17 protein-coding genes and 3 pseudogenes are annotated in these 22,619 nt (G+C 67.6%); 8 read left to right on the top strand and 12 right to left on the bottom strand.

All coding sequences use genetic code 11. The features are described from left to right. Window positions 1-1,172: DUF459 domain-containing protein (locus Q0C57_RS20585; RefSeq protein WP_296579664.1), on the bottom strand; the 1,172-nt coding region annotated here is incomplete at its 3' end. Window positions 1,173-1,306: 134 nt separating this feature from the next. Beyond that, complete coding sequence (locus tag Q0C57_RS20580) at window positions 1,307-2,509, bottom strand: lytic murein transglycosylase (protein ID WP_296579661.1); 1,203 nt, start codon at window positions 2,507-2,509, stop codon at window positions 1,307-1,309. Between the two features lie 216 nt (window positions 2,510-2,725). Between Q0C57_RS20580 and Q0C57_RS20575 the strand changes: the two genes are divergently transcribed. Next, entirely contained in the window at window positions 2,726-3,586 is an 861-nt protein-coding gene (locus Q0C57_RS20575; protein ID WP_296579659.1) for a hypothetical protein, read from the top strand. A 54-nt stretch (window positions 3,587-3,640) separates the two neighbouring features. Here the strand turns inward: Q0C57_RS20575 and Q0C57_RS20570 are convergent, their stop codons facing one another. Next, entirely contained in the window at window positions 3,641-4,828 is a 1,188-nt protein-coding gene (locus tag Q0C57_RS20570) for a lytic murein transglycosylase (RefSeq protein ID WP_296579656.1), read from the bottom strand. Between the two features lie 186 nt (window positions 4,829-5,014). Between Q0C57_RS20570 and Q0C57_RS20565 the strand changes: the two genes are divergently transcribed. After that, complete coding sequence (locus Q0C57_RS20565) at window positions 5,015-5,461, top strand: host attachment family protein (RefSeq protein WP_296579653.1); 447 nt, start codon at window positions 5,015-5,017, stop codon at window positions 5,459-5,461. A 22-nt stretch (window positions 5,462-5,483) separates the two neighbouring features. On the opposite strand, the gene Q0C57_RS20560 is transcribed toward Q0C57_RS20565, so the two are convergent. Then, window positions 5,484-7,280, bottom strand: coding sequence for a diguanylate cyclase (locus tag Q0C57_RS20560; RefSeq protein WP_296579650.1), 1,797 nt, complete (start codon window positions 7,278-7,280; stop codon window positions 5,484-5,486). Window positions 7,281-7,559: 279 nt separating this feature from the next. Here Q0C57_RS20560 and gyrB point away from each other — a divergent pair, with 279 nt between their 5' ends. Beyond that, complete coding sequence (gene gyrB / locus Q0C57_RS20555) at window positions 7,560-9,986, top strand: DNA topoisomerase (ATP-hydrolyzing) subunit B (protein ID WP_296579649.1); 2,427 nt, start codon at window positions 7,560-7,562, stop codon at window positions 9,984-9,986. Window positions 9,987-10,200: 214 nt separating this feature from the next. Here gyrB and Q0C57_RS20550 read toward each other — a convergent pair. Further along, a pseudogene (locus tag Q0C57_RS20550) lies at window positions 10,201-10,551 on the bottom strand (transposase); the annotation flags it as partial. 171 nt (window positions 10,552-10,722) lie between these two features. After that, a complete protein-coding gene (locus Q0C57_RS20545; protein WP_296579645.1) occupies window positions 10,723-11,052 on the bottom strand; it encodes a hypothetical protein in 330 nt (109 codons plus the stop codon). 154 nt (window positions 11,053-11,206) lie between these two features. Here Q0C57_RS20545 and Q0C57_RS20540 point away from each other — a divergent pair. Next, a pseudogene (locus Q0C57_RS20540) lies at window positions 11,207-11,599 on the top strand (transposase); the annotation flags it as partial. On the opposite strand, the gene Q0C57_RS20535 reads toward Q0C57_RS20540, so the two are convergent. The 4 genes from Q0C57_RS20535 to Q0C57_RS20520 form a co-directional block, all read right to left on the bottom strand. Then, entirely contained in the window at window positions 11,589-12,467 is an 879-nt protein-coding gene (locus Q0C57_RS20535) for a caspase family protein (RefSeq protein ID WP_296579642.1), read from the bottom strand. The pseudogene Q0C57_RS20540 and the gene Q0C57_RS20535 overlap by 11 nt on opposite strands. 17 nt (window positions 12,468-12,484) lie before the next feature. Next, window positions 12,485-12,859, bottom strand: coding sequence for a hypothetical protein (locus Q0C57_RS20530; protein ID WP_296579640.1), 375 nt, complete (start codon window positions 12,857-12,859; stop codon window positions 12,485-12,487). 79 nt (window positions 12,860-12,938) lie between these two features. Beyond that, window positions 12,939-13,373, bottom strand: coding sequence for a hypothetical protein (locus Q0C57_RS20525; RefSeq protein ID WP_296579637.1), 435 nt, complete (start codon window positions 13,371-13,373; stop codon window positions 12,939-12,941). 45 nt (window positions 13,374-13,418) lie between these two features. After that, the gene (locus Q0C57_RS20520; RefSeq protein WP_296579635.1) at window positions 13,419-13,874 is read right to left on the bottom strand and encodes a DUF1843 domain-containing protein; all 456 of its coding nucleotides are present in this window, start codon (window positions 13,872-13,874) and stop codon (window positions 13,419-13,421) included. 88 nt (window positions 13,875-13,962) lie between these two features. On the opposite strand from Q0C57_RS20520, the gene Q0C57_RS20515 reads away from it, so the two are divergent. Together Q0C57_RS20515 and Q0C57_RS20510 are read left to right on the top strand one after the other, a co-directional pair. Beyond that, window positions 13,963-15,441, top strand: coding sequence for a radical SAM protein (locus Q0C57_RS20515; protein WP_296579633.1), 1,479 nt, complete (start codon window positions 13,963-13,965; stop codon window positions 15,439-15,441). Window positions 15,442-15,529: 88 nt separating this feature from the next. After that, the gene (locus Q0C57_RS20510; protein WP_296579631.1) at window positions 15,530-15,961 is read left to right on the top strand and encodes a hypothetical protein; all 432 of its coding nucleotides are present in this window, start codon (window positions 15,530-15,532) and stop codon (window positions 15,959-15,961) included. A 128-nt stretch (window positions 15,962-16,089) separates the two neighbouring features. On the opposite strand, the gene Q0C57_RS20505 is transcribed toward Q0C57_RS20510, so the two are convergent. After that, window positions 16,090-16,968: a LysR family transcriptional regulator gene (locus tag Q0C57_RS20505; protein ID WP_296579627.1), complete on the bottom strand. Its 879-nt coding sequence runs from the start codon at window positions 16,966-16,968 to the stop codon at window positions 16,090-16,092. 98 nt (window positions 16,969-17,066) lie between these two features. On the opposite strand from Q0C57_RS20505, the gene Q0C57_RS20500 reads away from it, so the two are divergent. Continuing rightward, on the top strand, window positions 17,067-18,629 hold the full coding sequence (locus Q0C57_RS20500) for a proton-conducting transporter membrane subunit (RefSeq protein ID WP_296579624.1): 1,563 nt from the start codon (window positions 17,067-17,069) through the stop codon (window positions 18,627-18,629). A gap of 14 nt (window positions 18,630-18,643) precedes the next feature. Continuing rightward, a complete protein-coding gene (locus Q0C57_RS20495; RefSeq protein WP_296579621.1) occupies window positions 18,644-21,019 on the top strand; it encodes a YbcC family protein in 2,376 nt (791 codons plus the stop codon). Window positions 21,020-21,149: 130 nt separating this feature from the next. On the opposite strand, the pseudogene Q0C57_RS20490 reads toward Q0C57_RS20495, so the two are convergent. Then, window positions 21,150-22,619, bottom strand: a pseudogene (locus Q0C57_RS20490) (hypothetical protein); the annotation flags it as partial.

The raw sequence follows: 22,619 nt of genomic DNA, 5'->3' as shown, positions 1-22,619 counted from the left end.
CCTGGGACGACGGGCGGGGCCTCGCCGCGCACCAGCACCGCGGCGGCAATGCCGGCGGGGGGCCGGGCGCCGCCGGCGCCGAAGAGCTGGGCGGGTGCGGGTGTCGCGGTGTCCGGCGCCGTGCCGGGGGGAAGGGTCGGCGTTCCATGCAGCGTCAGGACGGGCCCGGCGGCGGGACGGGGCGCAACAGGGACCGGTGCATCCGGCAGATCCGCCTGCGGCAGGCCGGCCGGGTCGGTTCCGGAGGGCAGCGCCGGCGTGATCCGCCCGAGCAGGTCGCGGCGGAGATCCTGTTCGAGGAAGAGTGCCAGCTTGCGGGCGCCGGCGACGGTGAAGTGGACGCCGTCGGCGGTGCGCAGGCGGCGGACCTGGCCGGCGAAATCGGGCCCGAACTGCGTGTAATTGCCATGTTCGTCAATGAAGCCGTTCCAGACATCGACGAAGTTGACGCCATTCTTCTCGGCCTGTTCCTTGTAGATGGCATTGAGCATCTGCATGTGGGCGGAGGTGCGCTGGCCGCGCAGCGGCGGCACGCCGACCCAGTAGACCGGCACGCCGCGCGCCTTCATCGCCTGCATGATCTGGCCGACCCGTTCGGCATAGAGGCCCCGCCAGCGCTCGTTGTCCGGGTCGATCGTCTCGCGCTCGATGCGGATCGCCTGGCGGTCATTGGCGCCGAGCATCATGACGATGAAATCGACCTTCTCCTGGGCGGCCAGCGTCTCGGGAACGGCGCGCACCCAGTCGTGGAATTCGGGTCGCGTCAGGCCGGAGGACAGGCGCGTCTTGTCGACGACGCCGAGTTCGGGAACGTCCTCGAAGGCCTCTTCCAGCCCATAGGCCAGCCATTCGCCGAGATTGTCGCCCATGACCAGGACGAAGGTGGTGGGCGCGGCCGCCGCGGCGGCCGCTTCGGCGCCATCGGTCGCCGGCGGCGCTGCAGCCTGTTCACGCGGCGGCCGCAGGGATTCGGCCGGGCGGGCGACACGCGGCGTCACGACGCGCGAGCCCTGCGGAATCCGGATCAGGCGGGGGCGCTGGTCGCGCGGGGCGAAGAGATGCGGGTAGCGCTCGTCGACATAGGGCGACTGGGCCTCGGCCGGCACGGCGACAAGGGTCGCCAAGGCGAGGCAGGCGCCGAGCAGCCATTTGCGAAACCCGATCACGATCATGCCGTGCTCCTCGTCCAACACCGGCGCATTCTAGCACCGGTCGGGAATTCGGGGACAAGTTCGTGGCGGCGATCGCCGCAGACCGGATGTTTCCGCCGCAAAATTCTGCGACGCGGCGAAATCTATCCCCGGCTTCAGCCGCCGCGGCGCAGCCGCTGGAGCATGGCGGCGGTGGGGAAGCCGTCCGCCGGCATGCCGGCGCGGGCCTGGAAGCGCTGCAGGGCCTCCCGCGTTCCGGCGCCGAGCTTGCCGTCGACATTGCCGGTATAGAGCCCGACCTGGGCGAGGCGCTGCTGCAACTCGATCCGCTCCTGCTGCGACAGCGCCCGCTCGGCTGTCGGCCAGGCTTGCGCGAAGCCGCCGCCGCCGCGCAGCCGGTCGGCGAGATGGCCGACCGCCATCGCGTAGTTTTCCGAGTTGTTGTATTTCATGATGACCCGGAAATTCGGCAGCATCAGGAAGGCCGGCCCCCGGGCGCCGCCGGGCAGATGCAGGAAGGCCTGGTCCGTCTTGCGCGGAAAGGCGCGGTCGGCGACCCGGCGCAGGCCGCGCGCCTCCCACTGGGCGATGGATTGCGGCCGGTCGCGGCCGGCGAGGGTGAAGTCGAGACCCGGCGGCACCACCACCTCGTAGCCCCAGCCCTGGCCGGCCTGCCAGCCCTCGGCGCGCAGCAGGTTGCCGGTCGACATCAGGGCGTCGGGCACCGAGCCCATGAGGTCGATGCGCTGCGATCCGGAGCCGGAGCGCGCCGCCCTGAGGAAGGTCGAGGGCATGAACTGGGTATGGCCGAAGGCCCCCGCCCAGGAGCCGCGGAAATTCGCCGGCGAGACATGGCCCTGGTGGATGATCTGCAGCGCGGCGACGAATTCGCCGCGGAAGAAGTCCTGGCGGCGGCCGTAGCAGGCGAGCGTCGCCGTGGCCCTGACAACGCTGGTATTGCCCTTGGTCCGGCCGAAACTCGTCTCGATGCCCCAGATCGCCGCGATGATGTGGCGGTCGACGCCGGTCTCGCGTTCGGCCCGGTCGAAGGCGGCGCGGTGGGTCTGCAGCATGCGCCGGCCCTCGGCGATGCGGTTCGCCGCGACGAGGCCGTTGATGTACTCCCAGGGCTGGCGCGAGAATTCCGGCTGCCGGTCGAGAAGGGCGAGGATCGAATTGTCCGGCGTCAGCCCGGAGGTCGCCTGGGCGAAGACCTGCGGCAGCACGCCGCGCGCCCTGGCCTGCTGCTCGAGGCCGCGCAGGCAGTCGGAAAAGCTGCCCTGGGCGGCGGCGGGCGCCGTCGCCGCGAGGGCGGCCACCACCGTCAGCACTGCCGGAGAACCATATCCGCGTTTCATGCCAAGCGCCTCACGTCCCGAACGCCCCCGTCCTCGCTCCAGTGGAACAACGCGCATGCTTGATGAACAGTTAAGCCATGGCCGGCGCGACGGGTCCAGACCCCGGCGGCGATGATCGACCTCGCCATCGCGCCGCCGGCCCGTTGATCGTTCGTTTGCTATTTCGTGGCGTCCGCGGAATCCTCCATCTTCTTAGCTGCGGAGGAAGTTTTGCCATTGCTCGCGCTTTCGTTCGGCATCCCTCTTCTAGTGGCCACAACAGTTTGGTTATTCTTGGAATGGCGTGAGAAAAGCCGCCATCCATCGTCCCACCGGCAGCGTTCCCTCGATCGGCTGCCATTTCTCTTCTTGGCAACCTTGGCCTCGGGTATTGTCTTCTGGAGTTTGGTCAACATCATCCCGGGGACCGCTCTCTGCGATGCAGAGTCGGTGCTGGTCTGCTTCCGCCAATGGGTCAACGCAGCGGGGGCGTTATTCGCGGTTATCGCGGCGTCAGTCGCTGCATATTTTGCTTATCGCCAGAGCGTAGAGGCTCGGAGGCAAGCCAATGCAGCCCAACTCCTCGCTCTTCAGCCTAGAATTCGGCGGTTATCAATTTTAGAATGCGCAATTGGAGACGCTATTACATTTACAAATAGCGTAATCGAGCATTTTAAGGGTTTTTCAAATTGCGTGAAACCGTTAGATTTCATGGGATCTAAATTTCACCTGACAATCCTGAACGATGAGTTGAGTAAAATTGCAATTCTAAATAATCATATTGAGGACATTGATATATCAGATTTGAGCGAATATGGATATGATGACTATGGACGCTTGATTGAACGTAGGGTGGGGAAAATCGTGAGCGACCTTTCACCGTGTAAGACGTTGGTGGGAGAGGCTTTGGCTAGCCTGGAGCCTTACAGCTTTAATAATGTCGGAAATTCACAGGAAAAACTTTCCCTTCTGCGCATGGATCTCGGCCCTCGCATGGCGGGACCGGAGGTATTGTTATTAGACTTGCAGAAAGTGCATGCGAGTGTTCGGGAGCAATTGCGGGAGCTGCGCAAGCTGACGACTGGGGCTCTAGCGTAACAGTATCGCCGACTGCAGATGCCCCCGGCGCGGCGGTGACCGAATGCCTGTGCCTCAGCCCCGCCGCAGCCGCTCGAGGAAGGCGCGGTCGGCCTCGCCGGTCGGGGACATGCCGAAGCGACCCTGCATGGTGCGCACCGCCGCCTTGGACTTGTCGCCGAGAATGCCGTCGACATCGCCGAGGTCGAATCCGAGGCGGTTGAGGCGCGTCTGGATCTCCTCGCGATCGGCATGGGTGAGGCCGCCCTCGCCGGGCGGCCAGGGTTTCGAGAAGCGGCCCGCGCCCTTGATGCGGTCGCCGAGATGGGCCACCGCGAGGGCATAGGAATCGGCGTTGTTGTAGCGCTTGATGACGTTGAAATTGCTGGTCACCAGCAGGTGAGGGCCGCTCTCGCCTGCCGGTTTCCACAGCGCGGCCTGGGCGCCACCGGAGATCGGACCGCCGCCGATGCGGCGCACGCCGTCCCCGGCCCAGCCGTCGAAGCTCTTGCGCTGGGCGCGGTTGCCGGCAAGGCCCGGCGCATGGACCTCGAAGCCCCAGGGCACGCCCGGCGTCCAGCCGTTGCGGCGCAGATAATTCGCCGCCGATCCCATGGCGTCGGGGATGGAGGTCCAGATGTCGCGCCGTCCGTCGCCGGTGAAGTCGACGGCGAAGGCGTGGAAGCTCGTCGGCATGAACTGCACATGCCCCATGGCGCCCGCCCAGGAGCCGATCATGTTCTGCGGCGTCGTGTCGCCGGCCTGCAGGATGCGCAGGGCGGCGATCAGTTCGCGGCGGAAGAAGTCGGTGCGGCGGCCGGCGGCGGCGAGGGTCGCCATGGCCTGGATGACATAGTGGTCGCCGCGCGAGGTGCCGTAGGAGGTTTCATTGCCCCAGATCGAGCAGATGATCTCGGAGGGCACCCCGTAACGGCTCTGGACGGCGGAAAAGGTGGCGCCGTGCTGGGCGAGGGCGGCGCGGCCGTTGGTGACGCGCTTGTTGGAGGCGCGCACGTCGACATAGTCGCCGATGGTCCGGCGGAATTCCGGCTGGCGCTGCGACAGCTCGATGACCCTCGGGCTCGGCTGGACGCCGGCGAAGGCGCGGTCGAAGGCGGCGCGTGAGACGCCGGCGGCGGAGGCGGCCGGCCAGAGGCTGGCGACGAAGGCCTCGAAGGCGCGCGCTTCGGCGGGTCCGGTCAATCCCGGCAGGGCAAGGGTGGCGGCAGCGGCGACGAGGCTGCGGCGGGTGATGGCGGTCATAACGGCTCCCGGGAGTCCGGCATCGGGGGGCGCCCGTTTGATCGAGCGCATGGAGGGCTTTTGAGTCGCGCAGAAAGATAGCGCGGATATGGCAGCCGGGCATCCCGTCGGTCGGACGGACCGTCACCGGCCGGAACGACGGGGATCGCGGCTGGTTTGTCAGGCGACGCGCAGGGAGGACGACAGATGACCGAGATCAGAATTCCGCATCAGGCTCTCGTTTTCGTCGGTGACGGCACGAAGGCCCTGTTCCTGCGCAACAAGGGCGATGCCGAACATGTCCGTCTGGAGGTCGAGCAGGTCTTCGCCCAGGACAATCCGGCGACTCACGACCAGGGCACCGACCGGCCGGGCCGTTCCTTCGCCAGTTCCGGAGCCCAGCGCAGCGCCATGGAGCAGACCGACTGGCATCAGCTTGCCGAGGACCGTTTCGTGGGAGAGAGCGCCGAGCGGCTCTACCGGCACGCGAAGGCGGGCCATTTCCAGGCGCTGATCGTGGTGGCCCCGCCGAAGGTGCTCGGCCAACTGCGCAAGGCCTTCCATCGCGAGGTCAGTGACCGGGTCACCGCCGAGGTGGCGAAGGACCTGACCGCGCACCCGATCCACGAGATCGAGAAGCTCCTGTCGGCGTGACGGCGCGTTTCGCCGGGCGGGTTCAGCGGGCCGCCTTGGCCATTTGCGGGAACCATGTGGTCTCGGCGGTCGCAGCCCGGGGCGCGGCCGGCTGTTCGTCGCTGCCGCAGACGCGGTTCCGCCCCTCCTGCTTGGCGCGGTAAAGGCGGCGATCGGCCCTGGCGACCAGCTCCTCCCAGGACATCATCGCGCCGGCCGTCCGGGTTGCGACGCCGAAGCTGCTCGTGACCCGCAGGCCGGGCATCGTGTCGACGGTCATCGCCTCGATGGCGAGGCGCAGACGTTCCGCCAGGGCGATGGCGGCGTCCTTCGGCGCGTCGGCGAGCAGGATGAGGAATTCCTCTCCGCCGTGGCGGGCGAAAGCGACATCCGCACCGGCCACGGCACGGAGGCTGTGGGCGATGGTCTTCAGCACGAGATCGCCGACGGCGTGCCCATGGCCGTCATTGATCGCCTTGAAGTGGTCGATGTCGAAGAGGATCGCCGATACCGGTGCGCCATGGCGATCCGACTCGTAGAGCGCCCGTTCGGCGGCCTCGGTAAGGGCGCGGCGGTTGAGCAGGCCGGTGAGCATGTCGGTTTCCGACAGGTGCCGCAGGGCTTCCGACATCAGGCGCTGGTCCTCCTCGAGCTGCAGGCGCTGGCGCTGTTGCTCGCGGAGCAGGTCGAGACTGGCGAACATGGTCCGGACCTCGGCGCTGATGTTGCGGATCGGCGGCGGGTCGGAGAGATCACCCCGGGCGATCTGGACGATCTGCCGGTGGGCGTGCAGCAGCGGATGGAACAGGCCGTCGCGGAAGATCACGGCGATGACCACGATCGCCCCGATCGCGACGGCGGTCAGCAGCAGCGAGGCCAGCGCGAGCATCAGGGCCTGGTGGCGCAGCGCCTCCATGGTCGCGCGGGAGGTGGTGGCGATGCGCTCGCGCAGCAGTTCGACGGGCCGCATGCCCGGCACATAGACGCGCGTGAAGGCGTCGGCGTCGGGCGCGGTCCCCAGCGACGTCTCCCGGATGACACTTTCGGCATAGGGCAGGGCAGTGGCGAAATAGTCCCGCTCGACGGCGGTGATGGCCTCGTCGACGCCGATATCCGGCAGGACGGCGCCCGCATAGCTCGCCAGGGCCCGCCACATGAGCTCGAGGCGGGCGCGGGTCGCGACGAACTGGACCTCCAGCCGCCGGCGCTGGTCGGGGTCGGCGGAGAGCTGCATGACGACATAGGAGCCGAGCCGCCCGGTCTCCTCGCGCAGGTTGCCGGCGATCGAATTCAGCAGCACGTGGGTGGCGACCTGCGGCGTCCCCGCGACGATCTCGCGGCCCAGCCGGTCCCGCAGCGTGGCCGAGGCGTCGGCGGCGGCGAACATGGCCTCGATGGCCGTCCTGATCGGCGTGCCGCTGCGTTCCACCGAGGGCAAGGCAATCACCGCGTCCACCGCCCGGCGCCCGGCCGCAAGGCGGCTCAGCATGTCCGACTGGAGCGCGTCGATCTCGGCGAAGCGGCCGCGCTCGCCGGCGAAGCTTGCCTCCATCGCGGCGATCCGGCTGTCGGTCTCGGCCCGCTTGCTCGCCAGGGCGGCGGTCAGCATCGGCTGTTTCTCTTCGGCTCCGCCCATGGCGCCATTGGCCGGCCCACGCTCGGCGGAGATGGCATGGGCGGCGACCAGGACCGAATGGAAACGGGCGAGCTGCTCGGTGCCCCGCTGGAAACGTGCGTGATCGGCAAAATTGGTCTGCAGCGACAGGCCACCGAGCGCCACACAGGCCGCCGCGGCGACAATGCCACCCAACCATTGCAGATGCTGAATGCGAAAACGCACGCGATCGATCGTTCCGGTGATGTTTCCCGCTTGTAACAGGGGTGCGCTAAGCAATCCTCAACATGGTTGTAGAATATGACCCCGATTCGAGAAAATTCCGCACAAGCGCCCCGCCTTTCATTCTCCGCCTTTCGCGCCTAAGGAGAGGTAGCGGTTGCCACGCGCCTGCGTGCGCGTGAGGACACCCCGACCCGTTCCAGCTAAAATGCCGGACCGAATCGCCAGGCTTCCACGGGCACCGTGACGGCCTGGCGCCTGCCGAAGGAGAGACTGAGGCTCATGGCCGAACCCGTTCGTACCGAGATCAACGAAGCCGACTACGGCGCCGACAGCATCAAGGTCCTCAAGGGCCTCGACGCGGTCCGCAAGCGCCCCGGCATGTATATCGGCGATACCGACGACGGGTCGGGCCTGCATCACATGGTCTATGAGGTCGTCGACAACGCCATCGACGAGGCGCTCGCCGGCCATGCCACGGAAGTCACCGTGACGCTGAACGCCGACAATTCGGTGACGGTCACCGACAACGGCCGCGGCATTCCCACCGACATCCATCCGACCGAGGGCATTTCGGCGGCCGAGGTCATCATGACCCAGCTCCATGCCGGCGGTAAATTCGACCAGAATTCCTACAAGGTCTCCGGCGGCCTGCACGGCGTCGGCGTCTCCGTCGTCAACGCGCTGTCGAGCTGGCTGAAGCTGCAGATCTGGCGCGGCGGCAAGGAGCATTTCGTCGAGTTCCGCCACGGCGACCCGATCGCCCCGCTGATCGAGGTCGGCCCATCCAACGGCAAGCGCGGCACCGAGGTGACCTTCCTTGCCTCCACCGAAACCTTCACCATGGTGGAATACGACTTCCCCACCCTGGAGCACCGGCTGCGCGAACTCGCCTTCCTCAATTCCGGCGTGCGCATCGTGCTGACCGACCGGCGCCATGCCGAGGAAAAACGCGTCGAACTCTATTACGAGGGCGGCGTCGAGGCCTTCGTCCGCTATCTCGACCGCAACAAGACGCCGCTGGTGCCGAACCCGATCATGCTCAAGTCGGAGCGCGACGGCATCACGGTGGAAGTGGCGCTGTGGTGGAACGACAGCTACCACGAGAACGTCCTGTGCTTCACCAACAACATCCCGCAGCGCGACGGCGGCACCCATCTCGCCGGCTTCCGCGGGGCGCTCACCCGGCAGGTGACGAACTATGCCGAGAGTTCCGGCGTGACCAAGAAGGAGAAGGTGGACCTCACCGGCGATGATTGCCGCGAGGGCCTGACGGCCATCGTCTCCGTCAAGGTGCCGGATCCGAAATTCTCATCCCAGACCAAGGACAAGCTCGTCTCCTCCGAGGTGCGACCGGTGGTCGAGAGCATCCTCAACGAGGCGCTGTCGACCTGGTTCGAGGAACACCCTGCCGAGGGCAAGACGATTGTGCAGAAGGTGGCGGAAGCCGCCGCCGCCCGCGAGGCTGCCCGCAAGGCGCGCGAACTCACCCGCCGCAAGACCGCACTCGACGTCGCTTCGCTGCCGGGCAAGCTCGCCGACTGCCAGGAGCGCGACCCCGCCAAGTCCGAACTCTTCATCGTCGAGGGTGACTCGGCCGGTGGCTCCGCCAAGCAGGGCCGCGACCGCGCCTTCCAGGCGGTGCTGCCGCTGCGCGGCAAGATCCTCAATGTCGAGCGCGCCCGCTTCGACAAGATGCTGTCGTCGGAGATGATCGGCACGCTGATCATGGCGCTCGGCACCGGCATCGGCCGCGACGAGTTCAACATCGACAAGCTGCGTTATCACAAGATCATCCTGATGACGGACGCCGACGTCGACGGCTCGCATATCCGGACGCTGCTGCTCACCTTCTTCTTCCGGCAGATGCCGGAGATCCTCGACCGCGGGCACGTCTACATCGCCCAGCCGCCGCTGTTCAAAGTGAGCCGGGGCAAGAGCGAGACCTATATCAAGAACGAGCGGGCGCTGGACGATTATCTGGTCAATGGCGGGCTCGAGGACAGTCTTCTCGTCCTCGGCACCGGCGAGACCTGTGCCGGCGCCGACCTCGCCGCCATCGTCGAGGAGGCCCGCCAGGTGAAGAACCTGATTGGTGCGGTCCATTCGCGCTACCATCCCTCGGTGGTCGAACAGGCCGCCATCGCCGGGGCGCTCAACCCCGAGACGATGAAGGAGCCGGCGCGGGCGCAGGAACTCGCCGTGAAGATCGCCCAGCGGCTGGACGCCATTTCCGACGAGATCGAGCGCGGCTGGGAGGGCCATTTCGACGGCGAGCGCTATCGCTTCTCGCGCACCGTGCGCGGCGTCAAGGAAGTCGCCATGCTCGACGCCCCGCTGATCGCCTCGCTCGAGGCCCGCAAGCTCGACGAACATTCCGCCCGCCTCGGCGTCGTCTTCGACAGGCCGGCCAAGTTCCGCCGCAAGACCCAGGAGACCCAGGTCGACGGTCCGATCTCGCTGTTCGAGATGGTCAAGGAGGCCGGCGCCAGCGGCATCAAGCTGCAGCGCTACAAGGGCCTCGGCGAGATGAATGCCGAGCAGCTCTGGGAGACGACGCTGGACCGCAACGCCCGCTCGCTGCTGCAGGTGAAGGTGAAGGAGGTCGACGAGGCCGACGACATCTTCGTCAAGCTGATGGGTGACGTCGTGGAACCGCGCCGCGCCTTCATCCAGGACAATGCCCTGAGCGCCACCGTCGACGCCTGAGCCGTCGGGCGGCGTCCGTGAACCCGAAGCTTCGACTCCAGGCCCGAAAAGTTCGACTCCACCGCCACGATTGATCGACCCTGCGTGACGGGGTCAGTGGTTTGGGCCGAGCTCAGCGGGGACCAGACCAGCCTGGATATTTCCATGCTTGGCACTTGTCGTCCCAAACCCGTTGGGAATACCCGCGGGGTCAGCCACCACAGCCCTTGATACTGCACGCCCGCCATTCGCTCATTCCATGGGTGTCCCTGAGGTGGCGACAGCTCTCGGCTCGGCAGCGGGCGTCACCGCTTCCTTCCCAGAAGGTCCTTCAGCGCGAGATTGTCGAGCATTGCATCGGCCTGCATCCGCTTCAGGTTGGCATTCTCGTCCTTGAGGGCCTTCAGCCGCTTGGCCTCCGACACGTCCATCCGGCCGAAGCGGGCCTTCCACGTGTAGATGCTTGCGTCGCTGACCCCGTGCTTGGCTCGCACAGGTCCGAGACCGGGATCCCGGCCTCGTGCTCCTTCAGAATCCGGATGATCTGCTTTTCCGTGAACCAGCTGCCGTGGTCTGGTCCTCTCAACGGGCCAGAACACCTGGGGGAAAGAATGTCGGCGTGAGATTGGTGTCAATCTGACCCCGTCCAATGCCCAAGCGGGGCGCCCCGCATCCATACACCTAAACCGAGACCGACTGCGGAAGCAGACCTACAAGCCGCAAGGCCACCATTGAATTCATCCAAGGGCAAAATTCACTAACGGCGAGTGATCGCGACTGTATAGTTGTCCCGGAAATGACGGAACGTCAGACGCTGGTTGTTCCCGGTAACGCTACCGACGCTCCCCGCCGCGTTTCGATAGCCCATCTGCTGCCCGCTGCCGGTGATCTGCCCTTCAGTCGTCGTTCGGCTCGTTACCCAGGTATAGCTGCAGTCCGGACGCATCGTGATGGTGATGGCGCGCTGAGAGCCCCCGACATCCGTCTGTGTGCCGCGCCAGGTTCCAGCAAAAGATGAATTACAACTTGCCGCTGCCGTTCCGACTGATGCGATGAGGATGGCAAACGCCAGTGCAGCAGCTTGCATGTTTTGGCTCCATCTCATTCGGCCCGATTCGAGCGTCACCGTCACAACGATGTAGTAACAAAGCACGTCCGTGCAGGGCGTCAATCCAATAGTCGCCTTATGGAGCCAGAGCTTCTCCTATGGTGCTGGATGTCTAGGCGCGCTGACCCTCCGCGGCTTCATCGCGCCCTTGGTGCTCGACGGGCCGATCAACTGCGACGCCTTCGAGACTTATGTCGCCAGGGTCCTCGTGCCGGAGCTGAGGCCAGGCGACATCGTCGTCATGGACAACCTGTCGAGCCACAAGGGGCCGCGCTGACGCCAGATGATCGAGGCCGCCGGCGCCGAGCTCAAATACCTCCCACCCCACAGCCCCGACTTCATTTCAATCGAAAACGCCTTCGCCAAACTCAAGGGCCTGCTCAGAAAGGCCGCCGATCGAACCGTGGACGGGCTCTGGGCCGCGATCGGCCGCCTCATCGACCGCTTCCCGCCCGCCGAATGCCGGAACTACTTCAACGCAGCAGGGTACGATCCAGCCATGATCCCATGGCGCTCTAGATCGTAAACGGCCGCTGGCGGTCATAGGCATGATCCTGCTTGCCGACCTTGTAATGATTGGGCGATTGGGTCGGCAGCATCTTGCGCTGGATCCGAGTGTGGAAGTCGGCGTAGTCACCTTTGAAATTGCCGTTGTCCCAGACCAGCAGCAGGGCGGCGGTGAACACGCTGTTGATGGCGCCATCGTAGGACAACTGATTGTCCTGGCACCCTGAGATGAGCCGGATGCTGGCTCTCGCCGCTTCGCCCTTCTCGCCGCCGGGGGCATTCTTGGGCGCATGGCCGATGCGATCATAAAAGGCGCGGTTCTTCTCATAGGTCCGCATCGCGACGTCAGGCGGCATGAATTTCGGACCGTAGGTGACAGCCTTGGCCGCTGTCCTACCCACCATCGCGATGTCGGTCACGCCGGCAAAGCCGGAGGCCGTGGCCCTCTGATAGAACATCGCCTTGGTCGCCGTGCCGCTGTGACAGGAATCCGACAGGATCAGCACGCGCACGCCGTCGGCGATGGCGCCATACATGCGGTAGAGTTCGTCGTCGATCATCTGGCCGTCGAAAAGACACCAGGTCTCGTCAAGGTTGTCGGTCTCGTCGCTATCGAGGTCCGGCACCTGATTGCCGTGTCCGGAATAGGTGATCAACAGCATGTCGCCGCTTGTCAGATCTCTGGCGGCCCTGGCGAGAAACTCCGTGACGATGCCGCGCGTGGCCTGTTCGCTGAGGTGGATGTCCGTCTGATATCCCATCGTCGCTGCAATCTCCTGCATCGCGCGCGCATCGTTCTCGCAGGCATTCAACGTTCCGCTCCAACCCGCATAGTGGCTCGGGTCAATCCGATTGAGGCCGATATGCAGCGACAGGCCCTTCGCCATGGTCCGCTCCATAAAAATCAGATGTCGACCGGTGCCGGTTCGCCGAGGGCCGCGAGCCGATCGCTACGTTCGGTGATGACCCACGAACAGGCCGAACAAATGGAGTCGCCGTACTCGCCATGCCAGCGGCAGTTCGCGCGGATCGAACAATGCGGCAGCGCCGCGTCCGGTTCCGGCGGCAGCAGATGCGGAGCGCGCTCATGCAGAATCCTGGCAACGCCGCAGCGCTCGCCATCCCATTTTTCACAACCGCGTTTCAGGCACGGCGAGGAGAAACGGAAGCGCTGCTCCGGCGGCCGTCCTTCCCTGGCCGCGGCCACGAAGTCCGCATCGATTGCGATGCGCTCGGCGATGAAATCGATGCTTCCCTGGGCATTCACGATGCCCAGCAAGACATGACCGTCCTCGCAGCGCGAACTCGGACAGAGAACAGGCGTGTTCACGTCAGGCATGGCGCAAGCTCACGTCCCATCATCGTTCTCGACGCAGGGCATGAACGACGAGGCCCATGGTCGTGCCGCCAGGGAAGAAGGGAGCGGTGATCGACGGCGCGAACTTGGCCTTCGACAAGGGCGTCGCCACCATGTCGCCGCCGGTGTCGAGCTTGGCGATCTCCGCCATCACGGCCTTGTACAGCGACTGCTCGATCTCGACCTTCACCGCATCGGGCAGTGACAGCCCGTCGATCTGGGCGATGAAGCGTTCCTCGGCCGGCGGTTCGGCCTTGGCGCCACCACGGCGCCCGATCTCGGCCTCCAGTTCGCTGAGGGCGGTCACCAGATCGCCCTGGGCGTCGACGATCGCCCTGGTCTGGTCGCGCAGCATGATCAGGTCGTCGACGGATGTTTGCCCCTTGCTCTGGGGCGACAAGGCGTTGCCGATGGCAACGCCATAGAGAGCGATCATGCCGCCTGCGAAAGATCTTTCAGCCATAGGACCCCCCCCCAGCTCTCAGCGGATCATGTCGCGCGGTACGGCGATCATGCCGGCGGTGCTGCCACCAAGACGGCCGCCGAACGCCTTGATGTGCGACAGCGGTGTGATCACGAGATCGCCGCCGGCGTCGTGGCGGGCAAGGGCGTTCGTCACCGTCTCGTTGATGATCGCCTCGATCCTCTGCTGGGCCGCCGGCGGAATCGGCAGTCCGACGATTTGGACGACGAACCGCTCGCCCGGCGAGGGTTGCGGCGGTACGGACTTGGCGCCGGCGGAACCGCCGCGGCTCGCGATCTCCGTGTCGAGCACCGTCAGGGCCGCCGCGAGGTCGCCTTGCGCATCGATGATCGCCTTGGCGTGCGACCGCAGTGCGACCAGCTCTTCGAGCGAGACATTGCCGCGGGCGACCGCACCACCGATGGCCACGCCATAAACAAGCATCACGCCACCCGGGACACTTTTTTCTGCCACGTCCCCCTCCTGAGCTCTGTACAATCAGGAATTATAAATTTATCACTATACACGTCAAGAGTGTATTTGGCTTGAGCGGGTTCCCGACATGACGCGTGCGAACGGCCGCATACCGGTGAGGGCGATACCGGACGATGGGCTGCCGGGCCCGCAGCCGCGTTACGTCGTCTGGGAGGTCACGCTTTCCTGCAATCTCAAATGCAGCCATTGCGGATCACGGGCCGGCGCGCCGCGGACCCGGGAGCTCACCACCGCCGAATGCCTCTCATTGATCGGGGATCTCGCGCGCGCCGGCACCCGGGAGGTGGTCCTCATCGGCGGCGAGGCCTACCTGCGGCCAGACTGGCTGGTACTGGTGGAGGAGTTCACCCGCCAGGGCATCCTCTGCGGTCTGCAGACGGGGGCCCGCGCTTTGACCGAGGCCAAAATCATCGCAGCCGCGCGTGCCGGACTGAAGACGATCGGCGTATCGATCGATGGTGGGCCGGAGACGCATGACCGCCTGCGCGGGGTCGGGGGAAGTCATGCGCAGGCCGTGGCTGCCATTCGCCACGCGCGCCAGCACGGGATCATGGCCACCGCCAACTCGCAGGTGAACCGGCGCAATGCCGGGGACATGCGCCAGGTGCTCGATACGATCATCGCAGCCGGCGCCACCGCCTGGCAGATCCAGCTGACAGTGCCGATGGGCCATGCGGCAGACGATCCCTCACTGATCCTGCAGCCCTACGAACTCCATGCCCTTTTGCCCGAGCTGTTCGCCTTGTTCCGCTATGGTCTCGAACGGGGTCTGCAACTCATCCCCGGCAACAATATCGGCTATTTCGGCCCCTATGAGGCGGCCTGGCGCAGCATTTCGGGGCGGCCGGAATATTATGGTGGTTGTCAGGCGGGCCGCGCCGGGCTCGGGATCGAAGCCGACGGCACGATCAAGGGCTGCCCGTCACTGCCGACGGCGTCCTATGCCGGCGGAAACATCCGAGACAAGCCATTCTCGCAGATCTGGAACGAAAGTGCGGAACTGCGGTTCATGCGCGATCCGGCAGAGGGCCGCGCCCGACGCTGGGGCTTCTGCGCCAAGTGCTATTATGGCCCCGTCTGCCGCGCCGGCTGCAGCTGGACGGCGCATGTGCTCACCGGCCGGCCCGGCAACAATCCATTCTGCCATTACCGCGTGCTGCGGCTGCAGGAGCGCGGCTGGCGCGAAGTGATCGTCCAGCGGGAAGCGCCGGACAAGCGGGTGCCTTTTGATCACGGCCGCTTCGAGATCATGGTCGAGGATGCCGAAGGCAGGCTGCACGGTCAGGACATCTTCGCGCGCGACGCCTTTGACGATCTGGCGCCGGGGACCGCGGCCCGGCTGGACGAACTCGTGCTGTGCGAGCACTGCGATCAGTTCTTCTACGCGGGCGAGGTGGAATGCCCGCACTGCCGCGGCGGGACGTTGCTCCCGGCTGCCGATGGCCCGGGCGCCGCCCGGCGGGTGATGCGGCATGTCAGCGAAATCGAGCGGATTTTGCAGCGCGTCGCGAAGACCCCCGGGGAGGAGGTTGTGCCCGCGCCTTGACCGTCGAAGCAACGTCCCGGCGGAGGCCGGAGGAAGCCGTTGCGGCAGGACAGTGCAGTCGACCCACGTCTAAGCTAGGAGCGATACCATGAGTGCAAGGGACGAAATCAGAGCCGCGATGATGGCAATGCCGGTCTCGTGGCTGCACATGCCGGCACTGGCGGCGTCGGCATTGCCGGGGCCCAAGGGCGAGGCGCCGGTGCCGAAGGCGTTTCCGGTTCTGGCGGCAGCGGCGCTCGGCGTCGCATCGGGAGCCGGCATACAGCTCGCGCATCAATATCTGCAGCGCTCAAAGAGTGTTCCGGCCGTGACGACGGATGTCGGTCGCGTCGCGTGCACCTTGACCCTCCAGGAGATCGAGGACAGTGCCACGCAGATTTACGAGGACTCGCAGAAGGCCCGGGATGGCGGACCGCTGAAGGCGATCGTCGATTCAGCTGCGGGATCGAAGGCTTTTCCAGTGGTGGCCGCGGTCTATCTTGCCGGTGTCGCAGCGGGCGCGTCCGCGGCACGCCCCTGAACGAATACGGCGACCTGGGAGCGGACACCCATGTCCGCCCCGACCGGTAACCGCACAGTCGTTGTCCCTTTGATCTGGAGCAGGCGGGCCCGTCCCGGGTCGTTCCGGGGCGTGCCTCCACGCGGTCGTCAGGCCGCCCCGGCGAGCACGTGGGCAAGCAGCGGATTGGGAAAGCGACGGGCGAGGGTCACGGCGAGGAAGGTTTCGAAAAGCCCCTCAAGCGCCGCCGCTTCGACCAGGCGGCCCGTCGCCAGTTCGTCGCGGACGACGATCGGCGGGAGGACGGCAAGTCCGGCATCCGCGCGCGCCAGCAGGCGCAGCATGGCCATGTCGTCGGCCTCCGCCGCAATGGAGGGGCTGATCCCGAGCCGCGCCGTGAGGGCGTCGAAGGCTGCACGGATGGCCGTGTCGGCGGTGGGCACGATGAGCGGCTCTGTCGCCAGAAGGTCGGTCAGCGCCCGCGGCGGATCGCCCACCCGCGCCGGGCTGCCGACCAGGCTCACCGGCTGCTCGTCGAGGCGGTGGATGAGCCAGGGGCTCACCGCATCGCGCGCCGGGGCGAGGTTGGTCAGCACGACATCGAGGGCGAGGCCCTCCAGCCCGCGCAACAGCTCCGCCTGGGATCCCGATCGCAGCACCACCTCGACATCCTCGCGGCCGATCAGCGGCCGCAGGAACTGCATCTGGAAGTTTCGCGACAGGGTGGCGAGGGCGCCGACCCGCAACGCCCGCCGCGTCCGGCCGGATTCGCTGAGGGTGGCGGTCAGATCCGCCGCGGTGCGGAAGATGGATTCGGCGTGGTCGAGGGCTATCCGACCGGCTTCCGTGAGCACGAGCCCACGCCCGCGGCGCTCGAAAAGTGCGTGGCCGAGCGCGGATTCCAGGGTGCGCAGCTGGGAGGACAGGGCCGATTGCGACAGCCTGAGCTGCCGGGCGGCCCCGGTGAGCGTGCCGTCCAGGGCGACAGCCCGGAACAGACGCAGATGGTGAAGGTTGAGAAGGGCCATTGTTCGATTTTGTAGAACGATAATCGCGAATATATGTATTATTATAAAAATTCCCGGCACGCTATCCCGCTCCCCGCCAACCGGAACGGAGAGCCCCGATGACCGCCCTGCCACCCTTCGGCCTGCTGGCCGTGACCGTCCTGGTCATCGCCGCGGGCCTCGCCTTCAGCCGGCCCGGCCGGCGTCCGGCCGCCGTCCCGCGCGTCGCCGAGGCCGCCGCCGCGCTGTCCCTGCTGCTCGCCCTAGCAGGCGTTGCGCATCTGGTCGCGGCCGGTCCGGCGACCTCCATGATCCTCGACGGGCCGCTTGCCCTCGGCGTCCGCCTCGATGCGATCAGCGCCACCATGACGGTCCTGGTCGCCTTCGTCGGCTGGATCGTCGTCCGCTATACCCGCACCTATGTCGATGGCGAGGCGCGCGAGGGTCTGTTCCACGGGTTCATGCTGGCGACGCTGGCCGCTGTTCTCCTGCTCGTCCAGGCCGGAACGCTCCTCGTTCTCGTCGCGGCCTTCGCCCTGGTGGGGCTGGGCTTGCGCCATCTGCTGCTGTTCTATCCGGACCGGCCCGAGGCGCGGCAGGCGGCGACGAAATTCACCCTCGTCTGGGGCATGGGCGACGCGGCGCTGGTGATCGCGGCGACGGGCCTGTGGATCGCCTTCGGAACCGCCGAGATCGCCGCCCTCACACAGGCTGCCGCCTCCGGCCTGCCCCTGGCGGCGAAGGTCGCCGTCGGCTTCCTGGTGCTGGCCGCGCTGTTCAAGACCGCCGCCTTTCCGCTGCACGGCTGGCTGACCGAGGTCATGGAGGCGCCGACCCCCGTCTCGGCCCTGCTGCATGCCGGCATCATCAATGGCGGTGGCTTCCTGCTGATCCGGCTGGCCGAGGTCATGCAGGCCAGTCCCGGGGCCATGGCCGCGCTGGTGCTGCTGGGCGGGCTGACGGCGCTGTTCGGTGCCGTCGTCATGCTCACCCAGAGTGCCGTCAAGACCGCGCTGGCCTGGTCGACCGTGGCGCAGATGGGCTTCATGATCCTGCAATGCGGACTTGGGTTGTGGACGCTGGCCCTCCTGCACATCGTCGCCCATTCGCTCTACAAGGCGCATGCCTTTCTCGCCTCGGGCACGGCGGTCGAGGCGGTCAATGCCATCCGCAAGCCGGGGCCGGTCGCCGTGCCCGGACTTGTGGCCGTCGGCCGGAGCTTCGCGCTCGCCATCACCCTCTATGCACTGGTGGCGGCCGGGTTCAGTCTGGTGGCGGGCGACAAGTCGGCCCAGGCGCTCGCCCTGGGAGCGATGCTGATCTTCGGCGTCGCCTACCTTGTGGCGCAGGGCATGGCCGACACCGCCCCGACCGCCCTGACCTGGCGCATGCTGGCCGCCTCGGCCGCCGCCACCCTGGCCTATTTCGGCTTCCAGGCCCTCGCCGCGGCGCTGTGGGGAGCGGCCCTGCCACCGCCGCCCGATCCCGGCGCGCTGGAATTGGCCCTGATCGTCCTCGCCGTGGCCTCGTTCGGCCTTGTCGCCTTCGCCCAGGCGCTGTTCCCCCTCTGGGCCCATCACCCCGCTTCGGCTGGCCTGCGCGTCCACCTCGCCAACGGCCTCTACCTCAACGCCCTTCTGGACCGCCTGATCGGCGGCTTCCGGACCGCAAAACCCCTTTGAGCCGGAGAACGTCCATGTTCGCGCAAACCCACGACATCGTCCCTGCCAGGATCGCCGGCCTGCTCAAGGCCGCCGCGGCCGCCGCCCGTGCCATCCCCCCCGCCTTCCCGCTGGATGCGACAGTGGCGGTCAATCCCTTCCTCGGCCAGACGGGCGAAGACCTCGCCGTTTGCGCGGCGCGGCTCGCCCGTGTCGCCGGCATCCGCGTCACCCGCCGGCGGACCGACTATGCCGCCGAGGTGGCGGCCGGCAGGATCACGGAGGATGATCTCGCTGCGGCCCTGGCAGCGTCAGTCTCCCCGTTGAAGCCGGCGGAACCGTGCGTCCTCAGGGCCGCCCTCGCGGTCGCAGGACCGGAGCCGGAAGCCCTCCCGACGGTGGGTGGGCTCGCCGCCGCTGCCACCGGAACCGACTGGCCCGGCGTGACCGCCCGCTGCATCGGCCTGTGGGCCGGAAGCCATTTCGACCGCGGCCAGGCGCTCTGGTCCCCGGCGCCGGGCAAGTCCGCCTTCACCGCCTGGCGCGAATGGGCGATCCATGACCTGACACCCGAGGTCGCGGGGTTGACCGGCTTCTGCGCCCATGTCGCCGCAGCGCCCGATACGCCCGAGCGGGCCATCCTGCGCGCCTGCGAGAGGCTGGACATGACCGAGGCGGCTGCGGAGACCGCCTTTCACCGGCTGCTGATGGATCTCGGCGGCTGGGCCCAGCACGCGCGCTGGCTGCTGTGGCAGGCCGAACTGGCCGGCGGCAGCGACGACACGCTGACGGACCTGCTGGCGATCCGCCTCGTCTGGGAAGAGGCGCTGCTCGCCCATGCGCCCGCTGTCGCGGAAACCTGGCGGCAGACCCTCGCCGCCCATGGCCGGTCGCTTGTGGCAAGCGAGGACGAGGTCATCGACGCGATCCTGCAGGAGGCGGCGGAGCGCGCCCACCAGCGCCGGCTCGCGGCCGCCCTCACCGGACCCCGGGCGCGGGCCGGGCGGCCGGCGCTGCAGGCCGCCTTCTGCATCGACGTGCGTTCGGAAGTCTTCCGCCGCGCCCTTGAGGGGCTCGATGCGCGGATCGCGACGCATGGATTTGCCGGGTTCTTCGGCCTGCCGCTGGCGCACCGGCCCCATGGCACGGATGAGCGGCAGGCCCATCTGCCGGTTCTGCTGACGCCCGGCCTCTTCTCGCAGAGCCAGGGCGATCCCGCCAGCGAACAGGCCTCGCGGATCGCCGCTCGCACGACACGGGCCTGGGGCCGGTTCCGTCAGGCCGCCGTCTCGTCCTTCGCCTTCGTGGAGGCGAGCGGCCCTACCTATGGCTGGAAACTGGTGCGGGACGCCCTCGGCCTCGGCGGATCGGGCTTCGCCTGCGAACCCGTCCCGAGGCTCGAACAGGAGCTGACGGCCACGCAGAAGGCCGCCACGGCGGCGGCCGTGCTGAAGGCGATGAGCCTGACGCGGGATCATGCCCCGCTCGTGCTGCTGATCGGCCACGGTGCCCGTGTGACCAACAACCCGCATGCCAGCGCCTATCATTGCGGTGCCTGCGGTGGCCAGACCGGGGAGGTCTCGGCGCGTCTGCTTGCCACGCTGCTCAACGACCCGGAAGCCCGCGCCGGCCTCCCGGACCACGGCATCGCACTGCCGGCGGATACGCGTTTCATCGCCGGTCTCCATGATACGACGACCGATGCGGTGATGCTCTTCGACCTGCCGGAGGGCGCGTCCGATCCGGTTGTCGCACAGGCGGTCGCCTGGCTCGAGCAGGCGGGCGCGCTGGCCCGGTCGGAACGTGCGCTGCGCCTGCCGGGGGCTGCTTCATCAGGCCTTGCCGTCCGGGCCCGCAACTGGGCGGAGGTGCGGCCGGAATGGGGGCTTGCCGGCTGTGCGGCCTTCGTGGCGGCCCCCCGCGGCGCCACGGCGGGGGTCGATCTCGGAGGCCGCGCCTTCCTCCACGACTATGACTGGCGTGGGGATGACGGCTTCGGCACGCTCGAGCTGATCCTGACCGCACCCGTGGTGGTGGCGAGCTGGATCAGCCTGCAATATTACGGCTCGGTGGTCGCACCGGCCGTCTTCGGCGGGGGCAACAAGCTGATCCACAATGTGACCGGCGGCATCGGTGTGGTGCAGGGCAATGGCGGCACGCTGCGGCCCGGGCTGCCCTGGCAGGCGGTGCACGACGGCGAAGCCCTGGCCCATGAACCCCTGCGGCTCTCCGTCCTCGTCGAGGCCCCGCGGGCGGCGATCAGCGACATCCTCCGCCGTCATGACGGGGTGCGCGCCCTCTTCGACAATGGTTGGCTGCACCTCCTCGTCCTCGAGGACGGCCGGGTCCACAGCCGCTACCGCCCGGGCCTTGCCTGGGAAGCCTTGCCCACCATGGCGCAGGCGGCATAAAGCCGGAGAGGCGAAGGCAAGCCGGCCGCCGGGCCGGCCTGCCGCTCAGCCGCCCGGACAGGCCTGCAGCAACAGCGCGATCAGCGCCGCGCCGATGGCAACGATCCGCAGGGCGGGCATGTTGCCTGTCTCAAGGCGTCAGGTCGTGGATGCGCGTCCCGGGTACGATGCGGGCGGCCATGTCGCAGAGGTGACGGTGGTGGGTCAGGTAGATCACCTGGCCGATGGTCGCCATGCGGCCGAAGAGCCGGAAGACCTCCTCCGACCGCATCTCGTCGAAGGTCTCCATGATGTCGTCGGCGATGAACGGGACCGCGGGCCTCATGGCGGCGAATTCCTCGTAGCCGGCGAGGCGCAGCGCCAGATAGAGCTGGAACCGCGTGCCCTTCGACAGGTCCTGCGCGGCCTTCGAGCCGCCCTCCCGCGGCAGGGCGATCAGGACCTCGCGCTCCTTCTCGGCCCGGGTCGTCAGGCCGAGATAGGCGTCGCGGGTGATCAGGCGGAACGCCTCCGAGGCGCGCTGCATCATGGCGCTGCGGTGACGGTCGCGATAGGCGGTCAGGGCGTGGTCGGCGAGGATGCGGCCGGTGCGCAGGCGCAGGAAGCGCTGCGCCAGATCCTCGATTTCGAGGATGACGACGCGGCGCTCGGCCTCGATGCGGGCGACGGAATCATCGCCGCCAATGGCGAGAAGCCGCTCGGCGGCGAGCGTGCGCTCGCCATAGAGCTCGCGGGCCCGCGCCTCGCCCTGCATGATCCTGGCGCCAAGCGCGCCCGCCTCGACCTCCAGCCCGTCGGCGGCGAGGCTGTCCAGCTTGGCGAGCGCCTCGTCCAGCGCGACGCTCTGCATCTCGCCGGTCAGGCGGGTCGCAAGGCTGGCGGCTTCTGCGACGAGCCCGTCGCGCCGCGCGCAGGCCTCGATCCGGGCATTGACCGCCATGAGGTCGTCGACCCCGAAAAAGGCGAGACGGGCCTGTTTCTCGGCCTTATGGGCGATCATCTCGGCGTCGAGCGCCTGCCTGTCGGCGCGCAGGGCGGCGAGCTTGTCCTGCGTGTCGCGCTGGAGTTTCCGCTCCAGCCGGGCGGCCTCGTGGCGGCCGAGGAGCCGTTCGGCCGCCGCCAGGGCCGTGCCCTGGTCGAAGGGCTCGCCCAGGGCCGCGTGCAGCGCGGCGAGGTCGTCGACGAAGCTGCGGCAATCGGCCTCCATGGCGGCGATGCGGTGGGCCACGTCGTCGCGCGCCCGCAGGTCGGCCGGCAGGCCGGCGAGCAGGTCGAGCAGGGCGCGGACGGCACCAGTGCTGCCGCCACGGTCGGCGAACCAGGTGGCGGCGAGGGCCGTCTCCCAGGCGGCGCGCCATGTCGCCATGGTGGTTTCGGCGGCGACGGCATGGCGCATCCGCGCATCGATATCGGCCTGGCGGTCGCGGACGGCCGCCGCCGCCACGGCGGCGGTCCGGGCATGCTCGGCAGCGGCCTCAAGGGCGTTCCCGGCTGCCTTGGCCAACGCCGCGAGCGGGAGGTCACCGGGGTCGAGGCCGATGGCGGCGACGGCGGCGGCGAGGTCGCGCCGCGCCCTGGCCGCCTCGTCCCGGGCCGCGGC

This window comes from Phreatobacter sp. (assembly GCF_022843985.1).
GTDB lineage: Bacteria > Pseudomonadota > Alphaproteobacteria > Rhizobiales > Phreatobacteraceae > Phreatobacter.
The sequence above is the reverse complement of the archived record's forward strand: the minus strand, read 5'-3'. Positions and strand labels throughout refer to the sequence as shown.